Source organism: Microbacterium sediminicola (assembly GCF_039531125.1).
Lineage (GTDB): Bacteria > Actinomycetota > Actinomycetes > Actinomycetales > Microbacteriaceae > Microbacterium > Microbacterium sediminicola.
Genome location: NZ_BAAAPL010000001.1, coordinates 934,504 through 957,781 on the forward strand (window position 1 = coordinate 934,504; position 23,278 = coordinate 957,781).

Annotated in this window: 24 protein-coding genes; 12 read left to right on the top strand and 12 right to left on the bottom strand. The window is 66.2% G+C overall.

The features are described 5' to 3' along the window. Positions 1-12: 12 nt before the first annotated feature. From ABD206_RS04320 to ABD206_RS04330, 3 genes are all read left to right on the top strand, one after another. Positions 13-1,686, top strand: a complete 1,674-nt coding sequence (locus tag ABD206_RS04320) for a DUF885 domain-containing protein (protein WP_344069762.1) — start codon at positions 13-15, stop codon at positions 1,684-1,686. A gap of 80 nt (positions 1,687-1,766) precedes the next feature. Further along, positions 1,767-2,789 carry an LLM class flavin-dependent oxidoreductase gene (locus ABD206_RS04325; RefSeq protein WP_344069765.1) on the top strand — a complete coding sequence of 341 codons (1,023 nt, stop codon included), beginning with the start codon at positions 1,767-1,769 and terminating at the stop codon, positions 2,787-2,789. A gap of 18 nt (positions 2,790-2,807) precedes the next feature. Then, entirely contained in the window at positions 2,808-3,560 is a 753-nt protein-coding gene (locus tag ABD206_RS04330; RefSeq protein ID WP_425561174.1) for an SGNH/GDSL hydrolase family protein, read from the top strand. 8 nt (positions 3,561-3,568) lie between these two features. Here the strand turns inward: ABD206_RS04330 and ABD206_RS04335 are convergent, their stop codons facing one another. From ABD206_RS04335 to ABD206_RS04345, 3 genes are all read right to left on the bottom strand, one after another. Further along, positions 3,569-4,921, bottom strand: coding sequence for a D-alanyl-D-alanine carboxypeptidase family protein (locus ABD206_RS04335; RefSeq protein WP_344069771.1), 1,353 nt, complete (start codon positions 4,919-4,921; stop codon positions 3,569-3,571). A 72-nt stretch (positions 4,922-4,993) separates the two neighbouring features. Next, on the bottom strand, positions 4,994-5,926 hold the full coding sequence (locus ABD206_RS04340; protein ID WP_344069774.1) for a rep family protein: 933 nt from the start codon (positions 5,924-5,926) through the stop codon (positions 4,994-4,996). 81 nt (positions 5,927-6,007) lie between these two features. After that, positions 6,008-6,310 (bottom strand): hypothetical protein, encoded by a 303-nt coding sequence (locus ABD206_RS04345; protein WP_344069777.1) that lies wholly within the window; start codon positions 6,308-6,310, stop codon positions 6,008-6,010. Positions 6,311-6,665: 355 nt separating this feature from the next. On the opposite strand from ABD206_RS04345, the gene ABD206_RS04350 reads away from it, so the two are divergent. After that, positions 6,666-6,977, top strand: a complete 312-nt coding sequence (locus ABD206_RS04350; protein ID WP_344069780.1) for a hypothetical protein — start codon at positions 6,666-6,668, stop codon at positions 6,975-6,977. Positions 6,978-7,285: 308 nt separating this feature from the next. Further along, a complete protein-coding gene (locus ABD206_RS04355) occupies positions 7,286-7,810 on the top strand; it encodes a hypothetical protein (RefSeq protein WP_344069783.1) in 525 nt (174 codons plus the stop codon). 17 nt (positions 7,811-7,827) lie between these two features. On the opposite strand, the gene ABD206_RS04360 is transcribed toward ABD206_RS04355, so the two are convergent. Continuing rightward, positions 7,828-8,235 carry a hypothetical protein gene (locus tag ABD206_RS04360; RefSeq protein WP_344069786.1) on the bottom strand — a complete coding sequence of 136 codons (408 nt, stop codon included), beginning with the start codon at positions 8,233-8,235 and terminating at the stop codon, positions 7,828-7,830. Between the two features lie 51 nt (positions 8,236-8,286). On the opposite strand from ABD206_RS04360, the gene ABD206_RS04365 reads away from it, so the two are divergent. The 3 genes from ABD206_RS04365 (at position 8,287) to ABD206_RS04375 (ending at position 11,434) form a co-directional block, all read left to right on the top strand. Further along, positions 8,287-9,837: an amino acid permease gene (locus ABD206_RS04365; protein ID WP_425561156.1), complete on the top strand. Its 1,551-nt coding sequence runs from the start codon at positions 8,287-8,289 to the stop codon at positions 9,835-9,837. A 36-nt stretch (positions 9,838-9,873) separates the two neighbouring features. Next, the gene (locus tag ABD206_RS04370; RefSeq protein WP_344069789.1) at positions 9,874-10,794 is read left to right on the top strand and encodes an AEC family transporter; all 921 of its coding nucleotides are present in this window, start codon (positions 9,874-9,876) and stop codon (positions 10,792-10,794) included. A gap of 79 nt (positions 10,795-10,873) precedes the next feature. Next, on the top strand, positions 10,874-11,434 hold the full coding sequence (locus tag ABD206_RS04375) for an HdeD family acid-resistance protein (protein WP_344069792.1): 561 nt from the start codon (positions 10,874-10,876) through the stop codon (positions 11,432-11,434). A 70-nt stretch (positions 11,435-11,504) separates the two neighbouring features. Here ABD206_RS04375 and ABD206_RS04380 read toward each other — a convergent pair whose 3' ends face one another. Continuing rightward, on the bottom strand, positions 11,505-12,272 hold the full coding sequence (locus ABD206_RS04380; protein WP_344071415.1) for an SDR family oxidoreductase: 768 nt from the start codon (positions 12,270-12,272) through the stop codon (positions 11,505-11,507). A 148-nt stretch (positions 12,273-12,420) separates the two neighbouring features. Here ABD206_RS04380 and ABD206_RS04385 point away from each other — a divergent pair, with 148 nt between their 5' ends. The 4 genes from ABD206_RS04385 (at position 12,421) to ABD206_RS04400 (ending at position 15,071) form a co-directional block, all read left to right on the top strand. After that, the gene (locus tag ABD206_RS04385) at positions 12,421-12,909 is read left to right on the top strand and encodes an NfeD family protein (RefSeq protein ID WP_344069794.1); all 489 of its coding nucleotides are present in this window, start codon (positions 12,421-12,423) and stop codon (positions 12,907-12,909) included. A 2-nt stretch (positions 12,910-12,911) separates the two neighbouring features. Next, positions 12,912-13,829, top strand: coding sequence for an SPFH domain-containing protein (locus ABD206_RS04390; RefSeq protein ID WP_344069796.1), 918 nt, complete (start codon positions 12,912-12,914; stop codon positions 13,827-13,829). After that, complete coding sequence (locus tag ABD206_RS04395; protein ID WP_344069799.1) at positions 13,826-14,599, top strand: glycerophosphodiester phosphodiesterase family protein; 774 nt, start codon at positions 13,826-13,828, stop codon at positions 14,597-14,599. Before ABD206_RS04390 ends, ABD206_RS04395 begins: the two co-directional genes overlap by 4 nt. 94 nt (positions 14,600-14,693) lie before the next feature. After that, complete coding sequence (locus ABD206_RS04400; protein WP_344069802.1) at positions 14,694-15,071, top strand: RNA polymerase-binding protein RbpA; 378 nt, start codon at positions 14,694-14,696, stop codon at positions 15,069-15,071. Here ABD206_RS04400 and lnt read toward each other — a convergent pair whose 3' ends face one another. The 7 genes from lnt to ABD206_RS04435 form a co-directional block, all read right to left on the bottom strand. Beyond that, on the bottom strand, positions 15,072-16,646 hold the full coding sequence (gene lnt / locus ABD206_RS04405; RefSeq protein WP_344069804.1) for an apolipoprotein N-acyltransferase: 1,575 nt from the start codon (positions 16,644-16,646) through the stop codon (positions 15,072-15,074). It abuts the gene before it with no gap. A 24-nt stretch (positions 16,647-16,670) separates the two neighbouring features. Then, a complete protein-coding gene (locus ABD206_RS04410) occupies positions 16,671-19,133 on the bottom strand; it encodes a DEAD/DEAH box helicase (RefSeq protein WP_344069806.1) in 2,463 nt (820 codons plus the stop codon). Further along, positions 19,130-19,891 carry a twin-arginine translocase subunit TatC gene (tatC, locus tag ABD206_RS04415; RefSeq protein WP_344071418.1) on the bottom strand — a complete coding sequence of 254 codons (762 nt, stop codon included), beginning with the start codon at positions 19,889-19,891 and terminating at the stop codon, positions 19,130-19,132. Before tatC ends, ABD206_RS04410 begins: the two co-directional genes overlap by 4 nt. Positions 19,892-19,960: 69 nt before the next feature. Then, positions 19,961-20,227: a twin-arginine translocase TatA/TatE family subunit gene (gene tatA, locus ABD206_RS04420; protein WP_344069808.1), complete on the bottom strand. Its 267-nt coding sequence runs from the start codon at positions 20,225-20,227 to the stop codon at positions 19,961-19,963. A gap of 66 nt (positions 20,228-20,293) precedes the next feature. Then, complete coding sequence (locus tag ABD206_RS04425) at positions 20,294-21,262, bottom strand: helix-turn-helix transcriptional regulator (RefSeq protein WP_344069810.1); 969 nt, start codon at positions 21,260-21,262, stop codon at positions 20,294-20,296. Continuing rightward, positions 21,259-22,263, bottom strand: a complete 1,005-nt coding sequence (locus ABD206_RS04430) for a helix-turn-helix transcriptional regulator (protein WP_344069812.1) — start codon at positions 22,261-22,263, stop codon at positions 21,259-21,261. Before ABD206_RS04430 ends, ABD206_RS04425 begins: the two co-directional genes overlap by 4 nt. 35 nt (positions 22,264-22,298) lie before the next feature. Beyond that, on the bottom strand, positions 22,299-23,258 hold the full coding sequence (locus tag ABD206_RS04435; protein WP_344069813.1) for an FKBP-type peptidyl-prolyl cis-trans isomerase: 960 nt from the start codon (positions 23,256-23,258) through the stop codon (positions 22,299-22,301). Between the last annotated feature and the right edge of the window lie 20 nt (positions 23,259-23,278).

Sequence of the window (23,278 nt, forward strand, 5' to 3'; positions counted from 1 at the left end):
GGAAGGCACAGCATGACGTCGAATGAGCGCGAAGCGACCGAGATCGATGCGATCGCGGACGGCTGGGTGGACACGATCTCGGCGGTGCTTCCCACCGTCGCGACCTATATCGGGCGCGCCGAGTTCAACGACCGCTTCGGCGACTACTCGCCCGCGGGCGCCGAGGCGCTGCCCGAAGCGGCCAAGAGTGCGCTTGCGGCACTGGCGGTGGCCACGCCCGTCGACGAGGTTGATCGCGTCACCCAGCTCGATCTGACGCGCGAACTCGAACTCGAACTCGAGCTGTACGACGCGAAATGGCATCTGCGCGACCTGAACGTCATCGCGTCGCCGGCGCAGGACATCCGCTCCGTTTTCGACCTCATGCCCACCGCGACCACAGAGGACTGGAGTGTCATCGCCCGCCGGCTGGCAGCGCTGCCGGAAGCGATCGGCGGCTATGTCGAGACTCTCAGGCAGGGCATGGCGGAGGGTGTGGTGCCCGCCCGACGTCAGGTGCTCGAAGTCATGGGGCAGATCGAGCGTTACACCGCGGAGAACGGCTACTTCGCCCAGTTCGCCGCAGAAGCCACGCCCGAGACAGGAAACCTTCCCGCATCCCTCGCCCGCGACCTGGCCGATGCCGCAAACGGTGCGCGCGTGGCCTACGACGCGCTCGGTGCGTTCCTCGGTTCCGAACTCGCGAGGGTGTCATCGGAGGCCGACGGTGTCGGTCGTGAGCTGTACGCGCTCCACTCGCGCCGTTTTCTCGGCGCGGCCGTCGACCTCGATGAGACGTACGAGTGGGGTGTCGAGGAATTGGCGCGTATGGTCGCCGAGCAGGAAGAGATCGCGAACGAGATCGCTCCCGGCGCGAGCGTTGAAGAGGCCGTCGCCCTGCTCGAGCAGGACCCGGCGCGAAAGCTGGTCGGAACGACCGCGCTGCAGCAGTGGATGCAGCGCGTCAGCGATGAGGCTGTTGCGCAGCTCGGCGCGTCACACTTCGACATCCCCGACCCCATCCGCCGTCTCGAGTGCATGATCGCTCCCACGAACGAAGGCGGGATCTACTACACCGGCCCGACGGACGACTTCTCGCGGCCCGGCCGCATGTGGTGGTCGGTTCCCGAGGGGGTCACCGAGTTCGACACGTGGCGTGAGCTCACCACCGTGTATCACGAGGGCGTGCCGGGACATCACCTGCAGATCGCTCAGGCCGTGTACAACCGGGGTCAGCTCAACTCCTGGCGAAGACTGCTCGCCGGCACGTCGGGCCACGCGGAAGGGTGGGCGCTGTACGCCGAGCGACTCATGCAGCAGCTCGGCTACCTGAATGATCCCGCCGACCGCCTGGGAATGCTCGACGGTCAGCGGATGCGGGCTGCCCGTGTCGTGCTGGATATCGGCGTACACCTGGGCAAGCCCCGCCCCGATGGTTCGGGCACCTGGGACGCCGACTACGCGCTGGCCTTCATGCGTCGGAACGTGAGCATGTCAGACGAATTCGTGCAGTTTGAGGTGAACCGCTACCTCGGCTGGCCGGGACAGGCTCCTTCCTACAAGGTCGGCCAGCGTATCTGGGAGCAGCTCCGGGACGACGCTGCGGACGCGCAGGGGTCGGCCTTCGACATCAAGGACTTCCACAAGCGTGCGCTCGACATCGGCGGCGTCGGCCTCGACACCCTGCGCTCGGCGCTCCTTCCCTGACGCCTATCGCGTGCACGCGTTGCGGGAATAGTCCGGCCAGTTCTCGCTGTTCTATTCACTTGGATGGATAGGAGTTCCGCATGGTGGAGTTCGGCCTCGACACGTTCGGTGATGTCACGGCGGATGACGACGGCGTGCGCCTGAGCGACGCCCAGACGATCCGCAACACGGTCGAGCAGGCTGTGCTCGCCGATCAGCTCGGCATCGACTTCTTCGGGGTGGGGGAGCATCACCGCCCGGACTTCGCGGTCTCCAGCCCCGAGATCGTGCTCGCGGCGATCGCCGCCCGCACCTCGCGCATCCGACTGGGCACGGCCGTCACCGTGCTGTCCTCAGACGATCCCGTGCGCGTCTACGAACGGTTCGCGACGTTGGATGCCGTGTCGAACGGCCGCGCCGAGGTCGTGATCGGACGGGGCTCGTTCATCGAGTCGTTCCCACTGTTCGGCTACGACCTCTCGGACTACGAGACGCTCTTCGAAGAGAAGCTCGAGCTCTTTTCGCGCCTCGTGAAGGAGAAGGCTGTCACCTGGTCCGGGACGACACGGGCAGCTCTGAGCTCGGCCGATGTCTTCCCGAAGACCGCCGGGGGCCTGACAGCCTGGGTCGGCGTCGGCGGCTCACCGGAGTCCGTGGTGCGCGCGGCTCGCTACGGATTCGGGCTCATGCTCGCGATCATCGGGGGAGGGGCGGAGCGTTTCGTCCCTTTGGTGGACCTCTACCGCCGCGCCCTGACGGAGTTCGCACACGAGCCCACCCCGATCGCCGTGCACTCGCCGGGACACATCGCCGACACCGACGAGCACGCCTGGGAAGACGCGTATCCGTCGTTCGCCGCCCTCAACAACACCATCGGCGCAGAGCGTGGCTGGCCGGCCTACAGCCGCGCCCGTTTCCAGCACGAGGTCGGCTCGGGCGCCGTCTATGCGGGCTCCCCGGAGCGGGTAGCGCAGAAGATCACCCAGACTGTGCGCACGCTCGGCGTCACCCGGTTCGACCTCAAGTTTTCGAACGGACCGCTCTCGCACGCGAAGATGATGCGCTCGATCGAGCTGTACGGCACCGTTGTGATCCCGCGCGTCCGCGAACTTCTGGCCCCGTAGGGTGGGGGAGTGAGCGGTATCCGGTACGTCGCCATCGGCGACTCGTTCTCCGAAGGCGTCGGCGACGAGCTCGCGGACGGCACCGTGCGCGGGTGGGCCGATCTTGTCGCTCAGGGCTGGGCGCAGTCAGTCGGGGAGCCGGTCGAGTATGCCAACCTCGCCATCCGCGGCAAGCTCGCCTGGCCCATTGTCCAGGAGCAGCTGGAGCCGGCCCTTGCCCTTCGCCCCACGCATCTGTCTTTCAACGGGGGAGGCAACGACATGCTGCGCCCGCGCACGACGATTGCAAGCATCGCGGATGCCTTCAGCACGGTGCTTCGCCGCTGCGACGAGGAGGGCGTACGACTGATTCTGCTGTCAGGCGCAAACCCGTCGGCACACCTGCCCATGAGCTCGCTCATCCAGAAGCGCGGAGACGAGCTGTCCACCGCCGTCGTCGGACGAATCTCCGACAGACCCGATGTCATCCAGGCGCTCAACTGGCCCGACGCCGAACTCTCGCAGATCGGCTACTGGAGTGCAGACAGGCTCCACATGAACGCGCGGGGACACCATCGCGTCGCCGCACGCGTTCTCGCAGCGCTCGGCCAGGACGTTCCTGAAGGATGGTGGTCGCTGGCGGAGGGCGACACCGCCGGGCGACCGCGCGGCCTGTCGTACTACCGGGAACATGTCGGGCCCTGGGTCAAGCGTCGTCTCACCGGACGGTCGTCAGGAGATGGGCGTCCGCCGAAGTTCGGTGAGTGGACGCAGATCACACCTGCTCGCTGAGGCAGCGATCAGCCGTGTGCGAGCTCACGCGGATGCGTCAGACGCCACCATTCCGTCGGCGGATGGACGCCGCCGTCGACGATGAGGTCGACGCTCACGGATCCGGTCCCGGACGTCCAGGTGATCGTCCCCACGACCTCGCCTTCCGCATAGGACGGGTCATCGCGTAGCTGCACCTTAGGTGTCACGGGAGTGTCCGACCATGTGAAGAGCGCCGCATCCGCGCTCGCGACGATAGCCCCCGCCGATCCCCACGGTGTGGTGAACTCACCGATGCGGTCGCCCTCTGCGATCAGCGGCAGGTCGTGGAACCCTGCGCGGATACTCCGCAGAAGCGCAATGACGTCGGCGTTCACGGATTCTCGTGTCGCCCCTCCCAGCACCACTCCGGTGAGCTCCACCGGGGCGGGAAGCCCGACATCCATGCTCGCCGTATAGAGCAGCGCGTAGGTGCCGTACCCGAGGTTGCCGGTCTTCAGTCCGGAGATCCCCTCCACGCCCAGCAGCTGATTGGTGTTGGACATGAAGCCAGGGGAGGGGAAAGTGAGAGAGCGGGTGGAGGCGATCGCGGCCACCGTGGGATTGGCCGCCGCGAGCTTTCCGATCGTGACCATGTCCGTTGGCGTACTGGTGTTGCCGGGGTTCAGGCCGGTCGGTTCGAGAATGGTCGTTCCTGACAGCCCATGTGTGGCGAGCCAATCACGCGTGGCTGCACGGAACCCGCTGTGGGAGCCGAATGCCCACGAAGCAAGAGCATCGGCGTAGTTGCTCGCCGAGGGGATCAGCATGGTCGCCAACGCGTCGTGGAGGGACATCGTGCTGCCGGTTGGCATCGGCGCGATCGTCGCACCCTGCACGTAGTACTGGTCGTAGAGCGCGTTGTCCTCACTGCTGAACGTGATCGTGGGGCCTGGATCGTCGGCATCGACCAGGGGATAGGCATCCAAAATCACCAGCGCGGTGATGATCTTGCTGACGCTCCCGATCGATTGGGGGGCACCGGACCCGCCCGAGAGCCAGATCCCGTGTGCGTCAGGTCCGAGATAGTCCTCTGCGCCGGAGACGCTGAGGGCGGAAGCTCCAAAGTCAGGCACCGCCAGCACGGCGGGCTCCGCGCTGACGCCGCCCGGGTCATCCCAGCTCACGGTCGGCGCGGGAAGTGCCGCAGACAACGCCCAGACGCAGTATCCACCCATCGAGGCAGCCAGCGCGACGACGATCACGCCCGCGACGATCAGTGCGATCCGCGCACCTCGGCGCGGCCCGCGGGTGACGGGCGCGCTGGTGTCATCTGTCGGCGCGGTGTCGACCAGTGCGGCCAACTCGCCATACGCCTGCGAATCCTCCAGCGAACCCGTCATTGTCCTCACATGACAAGCACTGTCGCGCTCGCCATTCCCCCGAATCCTCGTCGCTGCAGCCAGGCTACTCACTCAGCGCCGTCTGTGGTGAGGGAGGGGGGCATATTCGTTCCACGTGAATGGACTGACATAATGTGCATTATCGGCGTTATTGGTCGTGAGTGATTCCAGGATGCTCCAATGTGACCGGGTGCCCTTTGCCCGCGTGAATCCGCGCTTTGTCTGGGACGAGGTCATCTCCAGGTCGACACGAGTTCCTTTCCCGCCGTACGTCTGATCCGTTATGTAAGAACCGACGTCGCTGATTCGTTCGACGCGCTGGAGGTTCTGCGCCGCTTCGGAGGCGTGCCCGCCGCACGCCTCGACCGATTGGCGCCAGCGTCGAGTGATCTGCGCCGCAACAGCATCGGATGAAGCGCCAGCGTTCGGGAGCACGACGAGCGGGTGCATGTGCGGGTGCCAACCGTTGTCACCGATGTTGATTTCCAGTGCGCGTACGAATCGAATATCGCCGCCGGCGGAGTCCACGATGTCTCGCCAGCCGCGCCCTTGCGTCATGCGACGCCACGCCGCACGGAGTGTGTCGAGCGATGTCGAGAGCGCGTCGGTAGGACCGTGCTGGACAGTCAGTGCCCCGAAGTACATGCCCAGCCCCTCCGCGTGAGCCCACTCGGTGACGGCAGCGACTTCCAGGGCGCGGTGGGCGGCAATCTTCGCGTTGCAGACAGCGCACAGCCAGACGGAGCCGCAGGTCACTAGACCGCCGTACGAGGCGCGGTCATCCCCCATTCGCAGCTCAACGAAGGTGCGAATCCTGACGCGGCCGCACTTCCTCAGGTTGGAGCGGTGCGTGAGGCGTTGCGCGGCTTCGCGGGCGTTCCAGCGCTGCTGGCGAAGGGTGAGATGAGACGGCTCAGAAAAGTGCTCCTGACCTGGGCTGGAAACATTAACCGCGTATTTGTCTAGGCGACCCCGTTCCGGGGTCGCTCTGGTAGCGTCAGCCACGACAGACCTCCCAGGCCAGGGATATGTCATCTCCAGGAAGCCGGGGCGGTGCGAACGCCCCGGCTTCTGCATTCTGTGAAGTCATCGCTTGTGGGCTCCGATATCGAACGCCGCGAGCGTTTGGGCTTGAAGACGCCGAACGTCCGGCATCATGTTCTTCTCTGCCGCCTCGACCGCCGCCAGCATCGCTGCCTTGCTCTCTTCGTTGGCGGACTGGAACTCTTCGGCCGCCTTGATGATCGCTTCAAGGTACGGACGGGCCGCTTCGACGATCTCGGTCACGATGCGCGCTTTCGGCGTGCCGTCGAGCTCGTGCATGCGCGAGATAAGTGCATACGTATACGGGTCAAAGGTGACGTTCAACCGGGGTTTGTCGGTTGGCATTGCCCTACCTCTCCTAGGTGGCACACCGTTTGCTCTGTGTGCCTCTAGTTTCCAAGTGTGGCACTCCCCCGCAGAAAAGCAAGCACCTATCGCGCACCCAGCGTGTGGGTTTGCGCGCGCGAGTTGCGTTTGCGGGTAGTTCGCTCCCGGCGCCGCCTCAAGTCCATCCAGCCCCAGCCCTCCCGCGTGATGATGCTCCGCACCTTGCGCTGCGCTCTCGCAGGTCGGGACTTGACCCGTCGCCGTCCACTTACTGGGCGGCAAGGGTGCCGAATGGCCAAGGCCATCCGGCACGGATCGAACGCGAGAGGCTCCCACAGATGAACGCGCGAGTTGCGCAGGGCTAGCGGCGAGCATGCCCGAGGTCGTCATCACCATTGATCTGCGCCCCAGCTGGTCGCAGCGGATGATGCACGCCTTGGACTCCGACGAAGTCACTCGCCGCATGGAAGACCTCGCGACCAGCGCACTAAAGCAATTCGTCCGTCAGACGTACGTCACCGTCACCGCCACGAGCAATGGGCTATCCCGGAGCCTGCTCCGCGATCGCTGGGACGTGATCGGCAACCCAATGCTCGAGGAGCTGCGCGCCAAGGTGATCGAACTCCAGCACCGCAGCCTCCTCCTCGAGGAGCTCCTGCGCCAGGCGGGCATCTCGGTGCCGTAGACGGCGCCGGTCGGGAGGCGGCCGGAGCGCTCGGCGGCCCCGCTGGGGCCCCGCCTGCGCTCTCCGGTCCCCCTGCCCGGCCGACGCAAACCTTCGACCCGTCGCTCTTCGGCCGTGGAGATAGGCTCTCTCACATGAGGAAGCAGTCGTCGCTGGTCTTGCTCGTTCTCGGTCTCGCCCTAGCTGGTTGCGCTTCGGGTTCTCCCGCAGCTTCGTCTCCGACTACCTCCGACGCATCCGCCTGGGCAGCTCCCTCACCTTCCGCCAGTGCAACACCCACCCAGCAGCCGCTAGAAGTCGGAGCTGTCGTGTTCACGGCCGAATCGATCGACTTCCTGAACGCGGACGGTGACGAGATTGATTCACTGACGTACTTCGACTCCACATCGGCGGCAGTTGCTTGGCTCACCGATGCACTCGGGGCACCATCTGTCAGTTCGTATGAGGGAGGCGCCGAGGCGTGGCCGGGAACTCTCTACGACTGGAACGGTCTCGAGTTGCTCGACCCAGATTCGAATGCTGAGTGGCCGTGGAGGCCCGAATACTGGGTGGCTGTCACGACCGCATCAGTGAACGGTGTCTCGATTCTCACAGTAGATGGTGTGCGGGTGGGCGACAGTGCGCCAGAACTGGAAGCACGCTTCCCGGACAATTCCTCAAGGATTACCGTCTCCGGCTATCCGGAACGTCTCGACATTCGTATCGGCGAGGTGCCCGCCGATCCAGACGATCCCGCGTATGACGGAATGAACTACGCCGTCTGGTTGATCGCGCCAGATCCCGCCACCTTGATCACCGAGTTTCGGACACCGTCACCTAACTTCGGCGTGTAGCTCAGACGCGCGAGACGCTAGTCGTGCAACGCGTGTTCAATGCCTCGCTCCTCCCACAGCGTAGAGACGGCCTCCCACCCCGCACGCTCGAGCATTTCAAGCGACACCAGCCCGAGGCGCTGAGTTCTTATCTGCTCCCATCCCACCGGAGTGAGCAACGCGAGGATCCGACCTTCCGCCGCTGACGCAACTTCTTCGTCCGTACGCTCGGTCACGATGCCCGCCGCCGCACGGATCGAACGCGACCAGGACATCTGCCGCTTCCTGAAGGTGTGCTTTTCCAGATGGCGATACTGCGCTACTGACACTTCATGTGCATTATCGGCGTTCACAGCGACGCGCCGTGAGAGCGCGACAGCAACAGTCCACACCGTCACCGCTACCGTTACACCAGCGAAACGTCGAACTTCTAGGCTCTCGGTCACTCGGTCTGGCAACGGCGCCCGACCTCTGTGCACCGACGGAAGGCTCACGCAGTGTCCGAGGAACATCTCTCACCCGAAGAACTTGAGTCACCCGCCGGTGAGTCGCGGCCCTCCGAGGCCGGGTATGCCGCCGAGCAATCCGGCTTCCACAAGTCATTGTCCTCGCGCCAGCTGCAGATGATCGCCATCGGCGGCGCGATCGGGACCGGCCTGTTCATGGGCACCGGCGACCGACTACATCAGGCTGGCCCGTCCGTCGCCTTGATCTTCCTCGTCTGCGGATTCTTCGCGTTCCTGATCCTGAGGGCGCTGGGTGAGCTCGTGCTGCACCGCCCATCGTCGGGCTCGTTCGTGTCCTACGCGCGGGAGTTCCTCGGCGAGAAGGCCGCGTTCGTCGCCGGCTGGCTGTACTTCATGAACTGGGCGATGACCGGCATCGTGGATGCCACCGCCGCGGCCCTCTACGTGCAGTACTGGAGTGCCTTCACGACGGTGCCACAGTGGCTGCTCGCGCTCATCGCCCTGGGCATCGTCGTGACAGTCAACCTGCTGTCGGTGAAGGTGTTCGGCGAACTCGAGTTCTGGTTCGCCCTCATCAAGGTGACTGCGCTCATCGCGTTCCTCGTCATCGGCACCGTATTCCTCGTGGCGGGGTGGCCCACCGACGCCGGGCAGACCGGCATCGCGATGATCGCCGACAACGGCGGATTCTTCCCCAACGGCATCCTGCCGGCGATCATCATGACCCAAGGCGTCGTGTTCGCCTACGCCGGCATCGAGCTGGTCGGTACCGCGGCGGGTGAGACGAAGAATCCCGAGAAGGTCATGCCGAAGGCGATCAATTCGGTGATCTTCCGCGTCGCCGTGTTCTACGTCGGCTCGGTCCTTCTGCTGTCGCTACTGCTCCCCTACACGGTCTACAGCGGAGGCCAGAGCCCGTTCGTGACGTTCTTCTCGCACATCGGCTCTCCCGAGGCGGGCCAGATCGCCGGCTCGCTCATGAACATGGTCGTCCTCACCGCCGCCCTCTCCAGCCTCAACGCGGGTCTGTACTCGACAGGTCGTGTGCTGCACTCCATGTCCATGAACGGCGCCGCGCCCAAGTTCACGTCACGGATGAGCAAGCAAGGCGTGCCCTACGGCGGCGTGCTCGTCACGACGTGCTTCGCTCTGGTGGGCGTGGGTTTGAACGCCATCGTGCCGCAGGCAGCCTTCGAGATCGTCCTGAACATGGCCTCGCTGGGAATCCTCGCCAGCTGGGCGACGATCATGCTCAGCCAGATCCAACTCGTCCGCTGGTCCAAGCGCGGCCGTGTCACGCGCCCCGCATTCCGACTGTTCGGCGCGCCCTACACGTCCTACGCGACGCTGATCTTCCTGGCGGTCGTGCTCGTGCTGATGGCGTTCGACTACCCCGTCGGCACCTTCACGGTGGGGTCTCTCGTGATCATCATTCCGTTGCTGATCGTCGGCTGGTTCTTCTTCCGCGGGCGCATTCTGGAGGCCGCCCGCGCCCGGGAAAGCATCACGGGTGAGTACCCTGTCGCCGCGCCGGTTCCGCATCCGGGCAGCCACGACACGGGTCCCTCGGACGAGCGGTGAGATCCCGGTAGCGTGGCGGGGTGAGGTACTCCCCCGATGCTTGACGCGGTCACCGGCTTCGCCGTGGTCGGGGTGGCGATCGTCGTCGGCTACGTCATCGGTAGGATCAATCTGCTCGGAGAGACCGGCGGTGCTGTGCTCGGCCGCCTCGTCTACTTCGTGCTCTCCCCCGTGCTGCTGTTCGTGGTGCTCGCCGACGCGGACGTGCACACCCTCTTCTCAGCGCTCCTGCCCGTGTCGGCCATAACCGCGACGGTCATTATTCTCGGCTACGCCGCCATCGCGCGCTTCGTGTGGCGCCGTTCGACCGCCGACACCCTCATCGGAGCGCTCGCGGCAGGCCAGGTCAACTCCAACAACATCGGCATCCCGCTGTCGCTGTACATTCTCGGCTCCGCCGCGTACCCCGCGCCGGTCATCCTCTTCCAGCTGCTTTTCCTCACCCCGATCTCGATGGCGATCTTCGAAGCGACAACCGCCGGGGGCGCCTCGGCACGACGCATCGCGGTACGCACCATCACCAACCCGATCGTGGTGGGGTCGCTGCTGGGAGTGCTAGCATCCGTCTCGGACATCGAGCTGCCCGCCGTCGTTTCCGAACCACTCGGCTTCCTGGCCGCGGCGTGTGTGCCGCTCCTCCTCATCCGCTACGGCATGTCGCTGCACGGTCAACGCGTACTCGGCGCCGCCGAGAGCCGTCCCGACATCATCCTGGGAACAGCCCTCAAGCTCGTCGCGATGCCACTGCTCGCGTGGGTCCTGGCAGAGTTCGTCTTCGGCCTCGGTGCCCACGATGTGCTCATCGTGGTGGTCCTCGCCAGCCTGCCGTCGGCGCAGAACGTCTACAACTACGCCCAGCGCTTCGGGGTGGGTCAGATCATCGCGCGCGACACCATCCTGCTGACCACGATCCTGTGCATCCCACTGCTTCTCATCGTCACAGTTCTCCTCGGCTGAGCGCTTCTCCCCCACAACGGATGCACGCAGCGCTACGCTGGCGGTGAATCGTTCTCAGCAGACTCCCAGAAAGGGAATCATGTCTACGGAAAGCTCCGTCACCAAGGAGGCCGTCAACGGCGTCCGCACCGCACTCGGCATCGCCGGTGTCCTCTCGCTCATCGTCGGCATCCTCATCTTGGTGTGGCCCGGCCGCACCGCGATGGTCGTCACCGCGATCATCGCCATCTACGCCATCGTGGGCGGTCTCGTCTACGGCGGCCTCGGCATCTTCTCCAAGTCGATGGGAGGGTGGGCCCGCGTCGGTCACATCGTCCTGGGCGTGATCTTCATCGCGGCGGGTATCTTCGCCTTCTTCAACCTTGCCGACACCACCGGCTGGTTCGCGATCTTCCTGGGCATCCTGGTCGGTGTCATGTGGATCGTCGAGGGCATCGTCTCACTCACGACCGTCGGTGATTCCGCGTCCAAGGGATGGACGATCTTCTTCGCCATCCTGAGCCTGGTCGCAGGTATCATCCTGCTCTTCTCGCCGTTGTGGGGAGCCATCGTGCTCTGGTGGCTGCTGGGCATCTCGCTCGTTGTGCTCGGGCTCATCCAGGTCATCCGCGCCTTCACCTTCGGCAAGGGCATCGCCTGACACCAACCACGGAAGTGAGGGGCACCGCGATCAGTTCGCGATGCCCCTCACTTCGTGTGCGGTGGGAGTCTCAGGCCTCCGGAGCGAACGAGCTGATATCGCCGACGAGGCGCGTGTTGTCGGCGGGGACCGGGTCTACGGCCGCCTGCGCGACCTCGGCGGCGAATTCCGACACGTTGTAGAGCTTGCCGGCCGACTCGCGGCGAGAGGCGATCGCGCCAGGGTTCGCGCGCTCGAGGAGAGTCGCGGTGATCGTGCCCTCGATCATGTCCCCCGAGACCACGACGAAACCGATACCGCGCTCGGCGAGGGCGGGAATCCGCTCACGCAGCGCGTCTTCGCCGGCACGCTTGGACAGTGCGACCGGCTCGTATTCCGGCATCGTCGCCGTCGTGCGGATGAAGTGGGCCTGGTGGCTCGTCACGAACACGACGCGGGCATCACCCCGCAGCAGCGGGAGCGCGGTCTCGAGGACGCGGACCTGGGCATCGCGGTTCAACTGCAGGGCATAGTCCGCTGCCATGCCGCCCTCCATCCCGCCCGAGGCGTTGAGGACGAGGATGTCGAGGCCACCGAAGGCGTCGCTCACCGCGTCGAACATGGCTGCAACAGAGTCGCCGTCGGTGAGGTCTGCGCCGACCACGAGTGCCTCCACGCCGAGCTCGCGGACTTCAGCGGCGAGCTTTTCCGCGCGGGGAGCCTTGTTGCGGAAGTTGATGACGACGTTCGCGCCGGCGGCAGCGAGATAGCGCACGGTGTCGGCGCCGATACCCCGCGAAGAGCCGGTGACGAGTGCGGTCTTTCCGGTCAGGGTACCGGGGGCGATCGGGGGGGAGATATCGGTCACGGAAGTGCTCCTGAAACTGCTGCGGCCACGGCCGCACGGGTATGGCGCCCATCCGGGCGGACCCTACGACACTATCAACCTGCCCAGCCGGGCCCGACGTTGGTAGATTCAACTCAAGAGCCGGCGGAAAGGAGCCGCGATGCTGCCTGATCTCACGCAGTACCTGTGGATCCTCTGGCTGGCATTGGTGTTCGTGTTCGTCATCATCGAGCTGCTGACCCTCGAGTTCACCTTCCTGATGCTCGCTGCGGGGACCCTCATCGGCGGCCTCGGGGCGAACCTGCTCGGTGGACCGTGGTGGTTGCAGATCGGTCTGGCCGCAGCGATCAGCGCACTGTTGCTCTTCACGATCCGCCCACTTCTGCTGCGCGCACTCAAGCGCTCCTCCCCCGTGACGCTCACGAACGTCGATGCGATCGTCGGGATGCCGGGCCGCGCCGTCGTGGTCTTCGTCGACGGCGCGGGCGAGGTCAAGCTCGACAACGGCGAAACCTGGAGCGCGCGTGTGCGACCTGGCCTCGGCGACCTCGCCGTCGGCGCCGCAGTCACCGTTGTCGCCGTCCGTGGCGCGTCGGTGGACGTGGAGCCGGCCGCATCGGCACCTCCTCCCCCTGGAAAGGACTCCTGACGGTGATTGACATCGGGCCCTTCGTCGGCCAGATCTTCGTCCTCATCCTGCTGCTGGTCCTCGCGATCTTCGTGGTCGTGGTGGTCTTCCGCTCGATTCGCATCATCCCGCAGGCCAACTCGGGCATCGTCGAGCGGCTGGGGCGGTACCACAAGACCCTCTCGCCCGGATTGAACGTCCTCGTGCCCTTCATCGACCGCGTGCTCCCACTCCTCGACATGCGCGAGCAAGTGGTGTCTTTCCCGCCGCAGCCGGTGATCACCGAGGACAATCTGGTCGTCTCGATCGACACCGTCGTGTACTTCCAGGTCACCGACGCCCGCGCCGCCACCTACGAGATTTCTAACTACCTCGGTGCGGTCGAACAGCTCACCACCACCACGCTGCGCAACGTCGTGGGCGGCCTCAATCTCGAGGAGGCACTGACCAGCCGCGACGAGATCAACAGCAAGCTGAGGGTGGTCTTGGACGAAGCAACGGGCAAGTGGGGCATCCGTGTCTCACGCGTGGAGCTGAAGGCCATCGATCCGCCCGCATCGATTCAGGACTCGATGGAGAAGCAGATGCGTGCCGAGCGCGACCGGCGTGCCGCGATCCTGACGGCAGAGGGCACCAAGCAGTCCGCCATCCTTCAGGCTGAGGGCGCGCGACAGGCAGAGATCCTGCGCGCAGAAGGCGAGAAACAGGGCCAGATCCTGCGGGCGGAAGGTGAGGCCGAGGCGATCCAGACCGTCTTCAACGCCATCCACGCCGGTGATCCGGACGAGAAGCTACTGGCGTACCAGTACTTGCAGACACTGCCGAAGATCAGTGAGAGTCCGTCATCAAAGCTGTGGATCATCCCGAGCGAGCTGACCGAGGCGCTGAAGACCGTCTCGAACGCCTTCGGCCCCAAGCCACCGCAGAACCCCACAGAGTGACGCATCCGTACTTCCAGGACGCGCCCTCCCCGCGCATCCTGGCGCACCGCGGCCTGTCTGTTGGGCAGGAGATCCTCGAGAACTCCTACGCCGCAGTGGCGGCCGCTCGCGATGCCGGGGCACTGTACGTGGAGTCCGACTGTCATCTGACAGTCGATGGTGAGGTGGTCCTCTTTCACGACAGCGATCTGCGGCGGGTCACGGGCGACCCGCGCGCCGTTGCTGAGGTCACGGCCGCCGAGCTCGCCCGGCTCATGGCGGGTCGCGGTGAACTCATCACGCTGCGCGATGCCCTGCGCGACTTTCCGCGAACGCGCTTCAATCTTGACGTCAAGGCCCCCGCCGCGGCGGTTCCCGTCGGAACCCTCGTCGCGCCCCATGCCGAGCGCGTCCTGCTCACCAGCTTCTCCGATGCCCGTCGGCACGCGGCGCTGGCCGCCGCCCACAAGGCCGGAGGCTCCCCCGCGACCTCCGGCGGACGGGAGACGATCGTGAAGCTGCTGGCGGGGATCGCGGTGCGTTCGGACCGGCTGGTGCGGTCCGCCCTGGCAGGCATCGATGCGCTCCAGCTTCCCGAACGCCGTGGGGCGGTCCGGATCGTGACCCCGCGACTGCTGCACGTGGCGCGCATGCTCTCGGTGGAAGTCCACGTCTGGACGGTCAATGATGCCGCCGAGATGCGACGGCTGGTCGCCCTCGGTGTCGCGGGGATCGTCACGGATCGTGCCGACCTGGCGTTGGCCACTTTCGCCTCACCTACGAGAGGCTGAGGATCCGCTGGGAGTTCGAGCTCGCGCGCTCCCGTTCGGATGATCTGCACAGGTACGCGCGTTATACCTGAGCGAGCGACGAGAGGACCACACAATGGCAGACCGCAGCCTCCGCGGCATGCGTCTCGGCGCCTCCAGCCTACAGAGCGAGGACGGCGTCGTTTTTCATGAGCGGGCACAATTCATCTACAACTGCACGTCCTGTGGACGTGACACCGCGCTGACGTTCGCGGCCGACGCCGACGTCCCTGACACGTGGGAGTGCCGCAGCTGCGGCGCCGAGGCACTGTTGCGCACCGGCGACACCGTCGCCACCCCGGATCACTCGAACGAGAAGGCGCCGCGTTCCCACTGGGACATGCTGCTGGAGCGCCGCACGATCCCCGAGCTCGAGGCTCTGCTCGAAGAGCGCCTCGCCTACGTTCGTGCGCGTCGCGGCGACGCCGCCACCACTGACAAGATCAGCGCCTGATCATCCCGACGAAGCGCCGACCTCCCCTCCCGAGGCCGGCGCTTCGTCGCGTCTGGATGTGGCCCGTGCAAAGATTCCGGCGGCGATCAGCCCAACCAGGCCCGCCAGCACGATGACGTTGGTGATGACCGTGCCGACCAGCATGGCCGGTGTCAGACCGGTGCGCAGCGGAACCTCGGTGAGCATCGCGCCGGCGGTATCCGCCGGAAGCGCATCGATCGTCGTCCCATCGGGGGCGATGACCTGACTCGTGCCGACCGTGGAGATGTTCACGACCGACCGCCCCGTCTCGATCGCACGCATCCGCGCGAACGCCAGCTGCTGGAGGTTCTCGTCCGTGCCGCGGAAATCCGCGTTGTTCGTCTGGAACATGTACACCTGCGCCCCGTCCCGGGCACCGGCCTCGATGACGTCGTCGTAGATCACATCGAAACAGATCGCGAGCCCGATGCCGACGCCATCGACCTCGACGTAGGGCTGGTTGGTACCCGGCGCATACTCACGCTGGATGAGCCCGACGAGGTCGGGAACCAGCAGCTCGTAGAACCATCGATCTGGCACATATTCCCCGAACGGCACAGGATGGGCCTTGTCGTGGTACTGCTGCACCCCTTCCCCACCGATCCAGAGCATCGAAGTGTTGAAAATGAGGCCGTCGCGCTCGGTGGCCGCGTTGACGAGAAGCGGCGCACCAGCGGCGTCTGACACCGCATCCAGCACCTGCGCCGTCGTGGAATTCGCAGTGGGATCCGAATCGATGCCGCCCTCAGGCCACAGCATCAGATCCATTTCGTCGCCGAAGAGTTCGCTGCTGGCCAGCACCTGAGCGTTGAGCACGTCATTGCGCGCCCGCGGATCGAAGTAGCCCGAAGGACCGTTGCCCTGCACACTGCCCACGGTGAACGTGCCTGCTGGAGTCGTCGGAAACTGCGGCACGAGCAGGAGGATGACCCCGAGTGCGGCGAACGGCGCCGCCGTGCGGAGGTCGCGCCAGCCTCGCGCACGGAGCCACTCGATCAGCATGGCTGTGAAGGCCACCATGAGAAACGACAGACCTGAGATTCCGACCCACGAGGTCAGGTGGGCCAACGGGCTTTCGGACTGGCTCATCGCGACGCGGGCCCAGGGGAAGCCGCTATAGGGCCAGGATCCGGTCACGAACTCGCGCAACGTCCAGAGTGCCGCGATCAGAAGTGGCGTGGCGATCAGCTGCGGCCACCGTCCCGGCCATGCGCGCGGCATCCAACGGTAGGCGAGCGTGATCAGCACCGATCCGAGTGTGACGTAGATCGTGGCGGCGCCGGCAAGAGCGAACCAGGGGATCACACCCAGATAGCGGTTGAGCCACACGATGTGGATCAGGTAGAAGGTGATCCCGAAGACAAACCCGACCAGCGCGGATCCCCAGAGGGATCGCCCGACGAGCGCGACCAGCGAGAGCCCGACGCCGAGGAAAGCGAGCGGCCACCATCCCACCGACGGATAGGCGAGATCCAGGATGAAGCCCGCCGCGACGGCGACGAGCACGGCGGCCCACAGCGGAAGAATCGGGCGGACCTGTCGAACTCCTGGCACGCTCTCCACCCTAAGTTGCGTTCGTCAGACGGCGGCGTAGGCGACGATGCCGCGGCGCACCGCGTCCAGAGCCCGACGCGCCGTGGCGGCCAACTGAGGCTCGGCGACGAGCGAAATCTGATCGAGCAGGTCGATCGTCTGCTTGGCCCAACGCACGAAGTCACCGGCGGCCATGTCTGCCTCACGCAGGACGCGGTCTAACGGCAGACCCCGTGCCCACGAATACATCGCCTGCGCGAGCCCGGGCGCAAGCGGCGCCGAGCCCGGAAGCCGCGCCTCGCGCTCCAGATCATCCAACTGCTGCCAGAGGTCCTGCGTCTGGGCGAGCGCCGCGCGGAATTTGCCCCGCGGATGGTCCCTCTCCCCCGCTCCTGCCTCGTCCCTGCGAGGTTCGTAGACCAGGCAACATGCCAAGGATGCCAGGGATGCGGCATCCAACTCGTCCCACAAGCGCTGTCGCAGCGACTCGGCCACCAGCAGGTCGCGTTCGCCGTAGATGCGCCGCATCGTGCGGCCCGCCGCTGTCAGCTGCACGGCGCCGGCCTCATCGACGGATAGGTAGTCGAGGCTCTCCAGCACCCGGACGATCCGGTCGAAGATGCGCGCGACGGTGCCGGTGCGGCTCTCGATCTGCTGGCGAAGTCGCTCCGCGGTGCGCGAGAGTTTCCAGTAGCGCTCGCCCCACCGCGCGTGGTGCTCGCGGTCGGGGCACGTGTGGCACGCGTGCCGCTGCATGCGCCGACGCAGATCCTGGATCCGCTTCTGCCGAGCATCGCGGGTCTGACGGGATGCGTTCGCGTCCTTGCGGTTGAGTTTTTCGAGATCGCTCAGCTCGCGGCGGATCGAGGCGTAGCCCGCGAAGTCCCCGCGATCGCACTGCATCGCGTTCTTGTATCCGTCAAGGGACTCCTCGGCGTCCTTCACCTGCCTCGCGAGTCCGACGACCGCACGGTCGGCCTGGAACTGCGCGAAAGACGACTCGAGGATCTCCCGCGCGCGCGGACGGCCGAACTGGTCGATGAGGTTGACGGCCATGTTGTACGTGGGCCGGAAGCTGGAGTTAAGAGGGTAGGTGCGCCGCGATGCCAGCGCCGCGACCGCCTGCGGATCCATCGCTTCGGTCCACTGCACGACGGCATGACCCTCGACGTCGATGCCCCGACGTCCCGCCCGACCGGTGAGCTGCGTGTACTCCCCCGAGGTAATCGCCACACGGGCCTCGCCGTTGAACTTCTCGAGCTTTTCCAGAACCACTGTGCGTGCGGGCATGTTGATCCCCAGTGCCAGCGTCTCGGTCGCGAACACCACGCGCACGAGCTTGCGCTGGAAAAGCTCCTCCACGACCTCTTTGAACGCCGGCAGGAGCCCCGCATGATGGGCGGCGACGCCACGCTCGAGGTTCTCCCGCCACTCCCAATACCCGAGCACGGCGAGATCTTCATCGAGGAGAGTGCGCGTGCGCTGCTCGACGATCCGACGGATCTCGACCCGCTCCTCCGTCGTCGTGAGGCGGATGCCGGATCGTCGGACCTGCTGGACCGCAGCGTCGCAGCCGGCGCGGCTGAAGATGAAGAAGATCGCGGGGAGCAGATTGGCCCGACCCAGGAGCTGGATCACCTCAGGGCGGTCGATCCGCTCCAGTCGCGGGATGCCTCCCGGGCGATGTCCTCCGCGTCCGGGCCGACGCCCGCCTCCGCTGCGATAGCCGTCCCGGCCCCGGTTGGTGGCGCGCTCCACGTTCCCGCCCTTGAAAGAGCGGATGCGCATGAGCTCTTGGTTCACCTGCGCGGCGGCGGCGCCCGCACGGTCGTCGAACAGCGGCAGCAGATCACCGCGCACCAGCACGTGCTGTTCGAGGGGGACGGGCCGGGTTTCGGAGACGATCACCTCGGTGTCACCGCGCACCGTGTCGAGCCAGTCGCCGAACTCTTCCGCGTTGGACACTGTCGCCGACAGCGACACCAGGTGCACACTCTGCGGCAGGTGGATGATGACCTCTTCCCACACTGCTCCGCGAAAGCGGTCCGCCAGGTAGTGGACCTCATCCATCACGACGAACCGCAGCCCGCGAAGTGCGGGCGAATCGGCGTACAGCATGTTGCGCAGCACTTCCGTGGTCATCACCACGATCCGCGCATTGCCGTTGATGTTGGTGTCACCGGTGAGAAGACCCACGTCGTCGGGACCGTAGACATCGACGAGCTCACGGAACTTCTGGTTCGACAGTGCCTTCATCGGCGTCGTGTAGAACGCCTTGTCGGCCGGCGTCTGCATCGCAAGGTGGATCGCGAACTCGCCGACGATCGTCTTTCCCGCGCCGGTGGGCGCCGCCACCAGGACGCTCCGACCGGCCTCCAGCGCCTCGCACCCCGCGATCTGGAACGGGTCCAGCTCGAACCGCTGTGACGCGGCGAAGGCGGCGGTCACCGGGGAGGCGCGCGCTTCACGTGCCCGCGCGTACCGGTCCGCCGGGCTCAGATCCGTCACGATGCCGGCTCCGGGGGCAGAATGGCGGACTCTCGGCGCCGTCGTCGTCGATCGAACAACATCGACACTCCTGCGGCCGCGAAGAAGAGCACGACGAGGATGCCTGCCAGCAGCAGCATCGATACCGCGTCGGCCGCGGGCGTGGCCACCGCCGCGAAGATCGTGGCCACAAGAACCGCGATCCGCCACCCTTTCAGGATGTCGCGGCCGGAGATGACCCCGGCGACATTGAGGGCGACGAGGAACACGGGGAGCACGAAGGCAATGCCGATCACGAGGAAGAATTTGAACACGAAGTCGTAGTACGTGACGGCGTCGTAGTACAGCGCCGTCTGATCGGGCGCAAAGGTGGCCATGATCTCGACGATGTGGGGCAGCACGAACCACCCCACGACTGTGCCGGCAAAAAACAGCGGGACGGCGGCGCCGACGAAGCCGACCGTATAGCCGATCTCCTTGCGCGTCAGACCCGGCATGATGAACGCCCACACCTGCCACAGCCACACGGGAGCCGACAACAACAGACCGATCGCGAGCGCGATCCTGATCCTCAGATCAAAAGGACTGGTCACCGTTGTGAACATGACCTGCACGTCCACGGTGTCTCCGCGCAGCGCGGCGACATCGATGATCGGAATCGTGATGAGCCGGATGACGGGCTCCGTGACGATGAACGCGATCACCATCCCCACGACGAGGCCGATCGCTGCGATCATGAGCCGCTTTCGCAGCTCGACCAGGTGCTCGCCGAGCGACATCCGACGATCAGGTCGGGGCCGGCGGGGTTCCTTCACACGCGGCTGTGTACTCTTCGCCACGCGCGGGGGTCAGGATGTCGTACTGGTACTGCCGCCGCCGGACGAAGATGTCGACGTGCCGCTGGCGGTCCCAGAATCCGCCGACTCCGATGCGGCGACGTCGGGCTTCGCGGCATCTGTCGCGTCGTCGTCCTTCATGGCCTTCATCTCACCCTTGAAGACGCGGGCCGACTGGCCCAGGCTCTTGGCCAGCGCGGGCAGCTTCGCCGCCCCGAAAAGCAGCAGAATCACCGCGAGAATGATCAGTAGGTGCGGCCACCCGAACGCGTTCCCCATGGGGTCTCCTCACAATTGCGGTACCGCCAGTCTACCCCGCTCCCTCGTGCCGGTGACGAGGAACACTCACGGATGCGTCGTGTCCGCCGCGTACTGCGCGAGTCCCGCCTCGGCCCACGCGCGCGCCGCGGCCCGGGCCGACACGGGGGCGACAAGCTCGACCTGGCCGCCCCGGCGAACCACCGGCCGTCTCAGGCTCAGCTCATCACCGATCGGCATGTGCGCCTCGCTCGTGTTCGCGTCGATCTCACGTACCTGGGCGCGTTCAAGGTAATCGCCGAGTAGCGGCGCGACCGACGTCGGGAACCGCAGTACCGCGATCAGGGTCCCGCTCGCATCGTCGAACCACGCGGGGCTCGTCTCGCGGGCATGGGTGATCGGGATGTCGGTGAGCGCGACGCCACTCACCCGTTCCAGATGGAAGGTGCGCATCGCCTGCCGCAGATGACACCAGCCCTGCAGATACCACTGCCCGTTCGTCATCATCACCGTCGCGGGGTCGACCGTGCGTGTGGTGGCCGCGGCGTCCGGAGCCTTGTAGGTGAAGCTCACTGCGACGCCCGCGCCGAGCGCCGCGGCAACAGCGCGGCGCGCATCGTCGATGGGTCCTGCCGCGATCGAGACCTCCAGCGGCGCGCTCGCGGCGCCCCGGGCGAGCTTCGCGAGCAGTCCCGCATAGACCTCGGATTCGGCGACCCCAGGGATCGCCGCCGCGACCTGAAGTCCTGCCAGCAACGCGGCCGCCTCTCGTGCGGTCAGTCGAGGAGCGCGTTCGAGCCCGACCGAGGAGGTCAGCGAGATGACATCCTCGCTCTCGAGCAGATCCCAGTCGATGTCGTACAGGTCGTTGTGCATTCCGCCGGGAAGCCCCATCACGGTGAGGGACTCGACCATGGCGCGCATCTGATCCGCGCTCACGCCGAATTCGGCCGCGGCTTCGGCGACCGAGACCTCCGCCTGGCCCACCAGGTAGGGCACCAGCTGGAGCAGGATCGCCGCTCGGTCGGAGGCCGAGGTCAGTGTCGGCTTGCTCATGCGCCCCCCTCGGTGTCCGTGTGCGCGGCGATGGCTCGGGTCAGCCGGTCGATGACCTGCTCTCGCAGCGACGCCGGCTCGACGACGCGCACCTCCGGCCCGTAGGACGCCAGCTCATCGGCGAAGATGTGAACGTCGACGTACGGCACCCAATGGCCCTGAGCCGCAGGATCGGCCCGCCGGGCGAGCCGCAGCGCCGCCTCTGTTCCCGGTGTGATCTCGACCAGCGCGCGCTGTTGCGCAGCAAGCTGTTCGAGCTGCGCCAGCGCACGCGTCCCCGCCCCGCTCGCACGGGGATCGGGATCGACGGCGGCGCCGAGCTCGACCTCCCCCGCAATGCGAGAGAGCAGGAAAGTGCGCTCCTCGCCGAGGTCCAGGTCGTGCCCGTAGACATGCCAGCGTGCTTCGTATTCGACGAGGGCATACGGCTGCATCCGACGTCGTCTGGCCTCACTACCACCGGGACGCAGGTAGGTGAACACCACCGTGCGCGACTGGTCGATCGCGGTCTGCAACGGTACGAACGCCGCCTCGCGGACATTGACGCGCGGTGCGTACCCCACGATCGGGCTGTCGACCTCGATACCGAGCGCCCGGATCTTGCGCAGCCCCGTGCGCGCGTCCTCGGACATCGAGCTCTCACTCCACACTCCCCCGGCCAGATTCAGCAGCGCCAGCTCGGCGGGCGAGAATTCGATGTCTGCGGGCAGCTGATACTCCGACACCGGCACTCGGTATCGCGCTTCGCGCAGATCGTCGGGATCCGCGGGATCCCCGATCGTCTCGATCGGCACGCCGAGTCCGCGCAGAGTTTCCTTGTCGCGCTCGAACATCTTCTCGAGGGCGACCTTGGCGACACCCGACTCGGACTGCTCACGGTAACCCGCGACGGTTGCGAGGATCGTGTCCTTGCGCAGGCCGATCTCGGTGCCCGCGAGCGCGACCACAAGGTTCACCAGCCGCTGTTCGGGCGGCGTCTTCGAAGAGGCTCTGGTCGACACGCCCTCATCCTAGGGGCGGGGGGACGCCGGTCCGGTCAGGACGCGACGCCGTCGATGCCCAGGATGTCGATCACGAACACGAGCGTGGATCCGGCGGGAATCGAGCCGGATGCCGTGTCGCCGTAGCCGAGTTCGGGCGGGATCACGACGAGGATCTGCGACCCCACGGTCTGCCCGTCCAGCGCCTGCGCGAAGCCGTCGATCACACCGTCGAGCGTCATCGATACCGGGTCTCCGTCCCAGCTCGTATCGAACACCTCGCCGGTGTCCCACAGCAGTCCCGTGTAGTGCACACGCACCGCGTCATCGGCGGTGACCACGGCGCCGTCGCCCTTCTTGATGACCTGGACGACGAGGTCGGTGGGGGCGGCGATGTCCGGGATGACCACCCCGGGACGCCCGTCGGGTGCCCGGACCACGGAGGGCAGGCCGTTGCTGTCGGTGAACTGATCCGCCCCGTTGGCCTTGGACAGATACACCTTCTGGATGTCGACGACCAGCACCGCGGACTCATCCGCGCCCAGTCCCACGGTGGCCGCGTAGTCCGGGTCGATCTCGCCGGCCGGGAGACCGACGACGATACGCGTGCCGGGGGTCGCGCAGGCCAAGGCATCCTCCAGACCCGGCATCGCATTGATCCACGTCTGCCATGAGTACACCGAGGAGTACGAGCCGTCGTACGCGCTGGTGGCGAGCTGTTCACCGGTGCTGCCGGCGTACATGGTCGCGTCGAGCACGAGCAGCTGTGCGGGGGTGACGAGGCCTTCACCCTCCCCATCGGAGACATCGACCCACGAGGTCTCATCGATGTGGAAGGGCGCGAACACGGATGCCCCGGGCATCGTTCCGAACTCGCCGTCCACCGTGACGATCGAACTCATGTCGACGCCCGCGGCCTCGACACGGTCGCACGAATCGAGGCCGGCCGACGCACAGCCGGTCAGCGCGAGAGCGGACAGTCCGAGGACGGCGAGGAGGGCAGGAGTCTTTCGCACCGGATCAGTCTAGGTGCTCT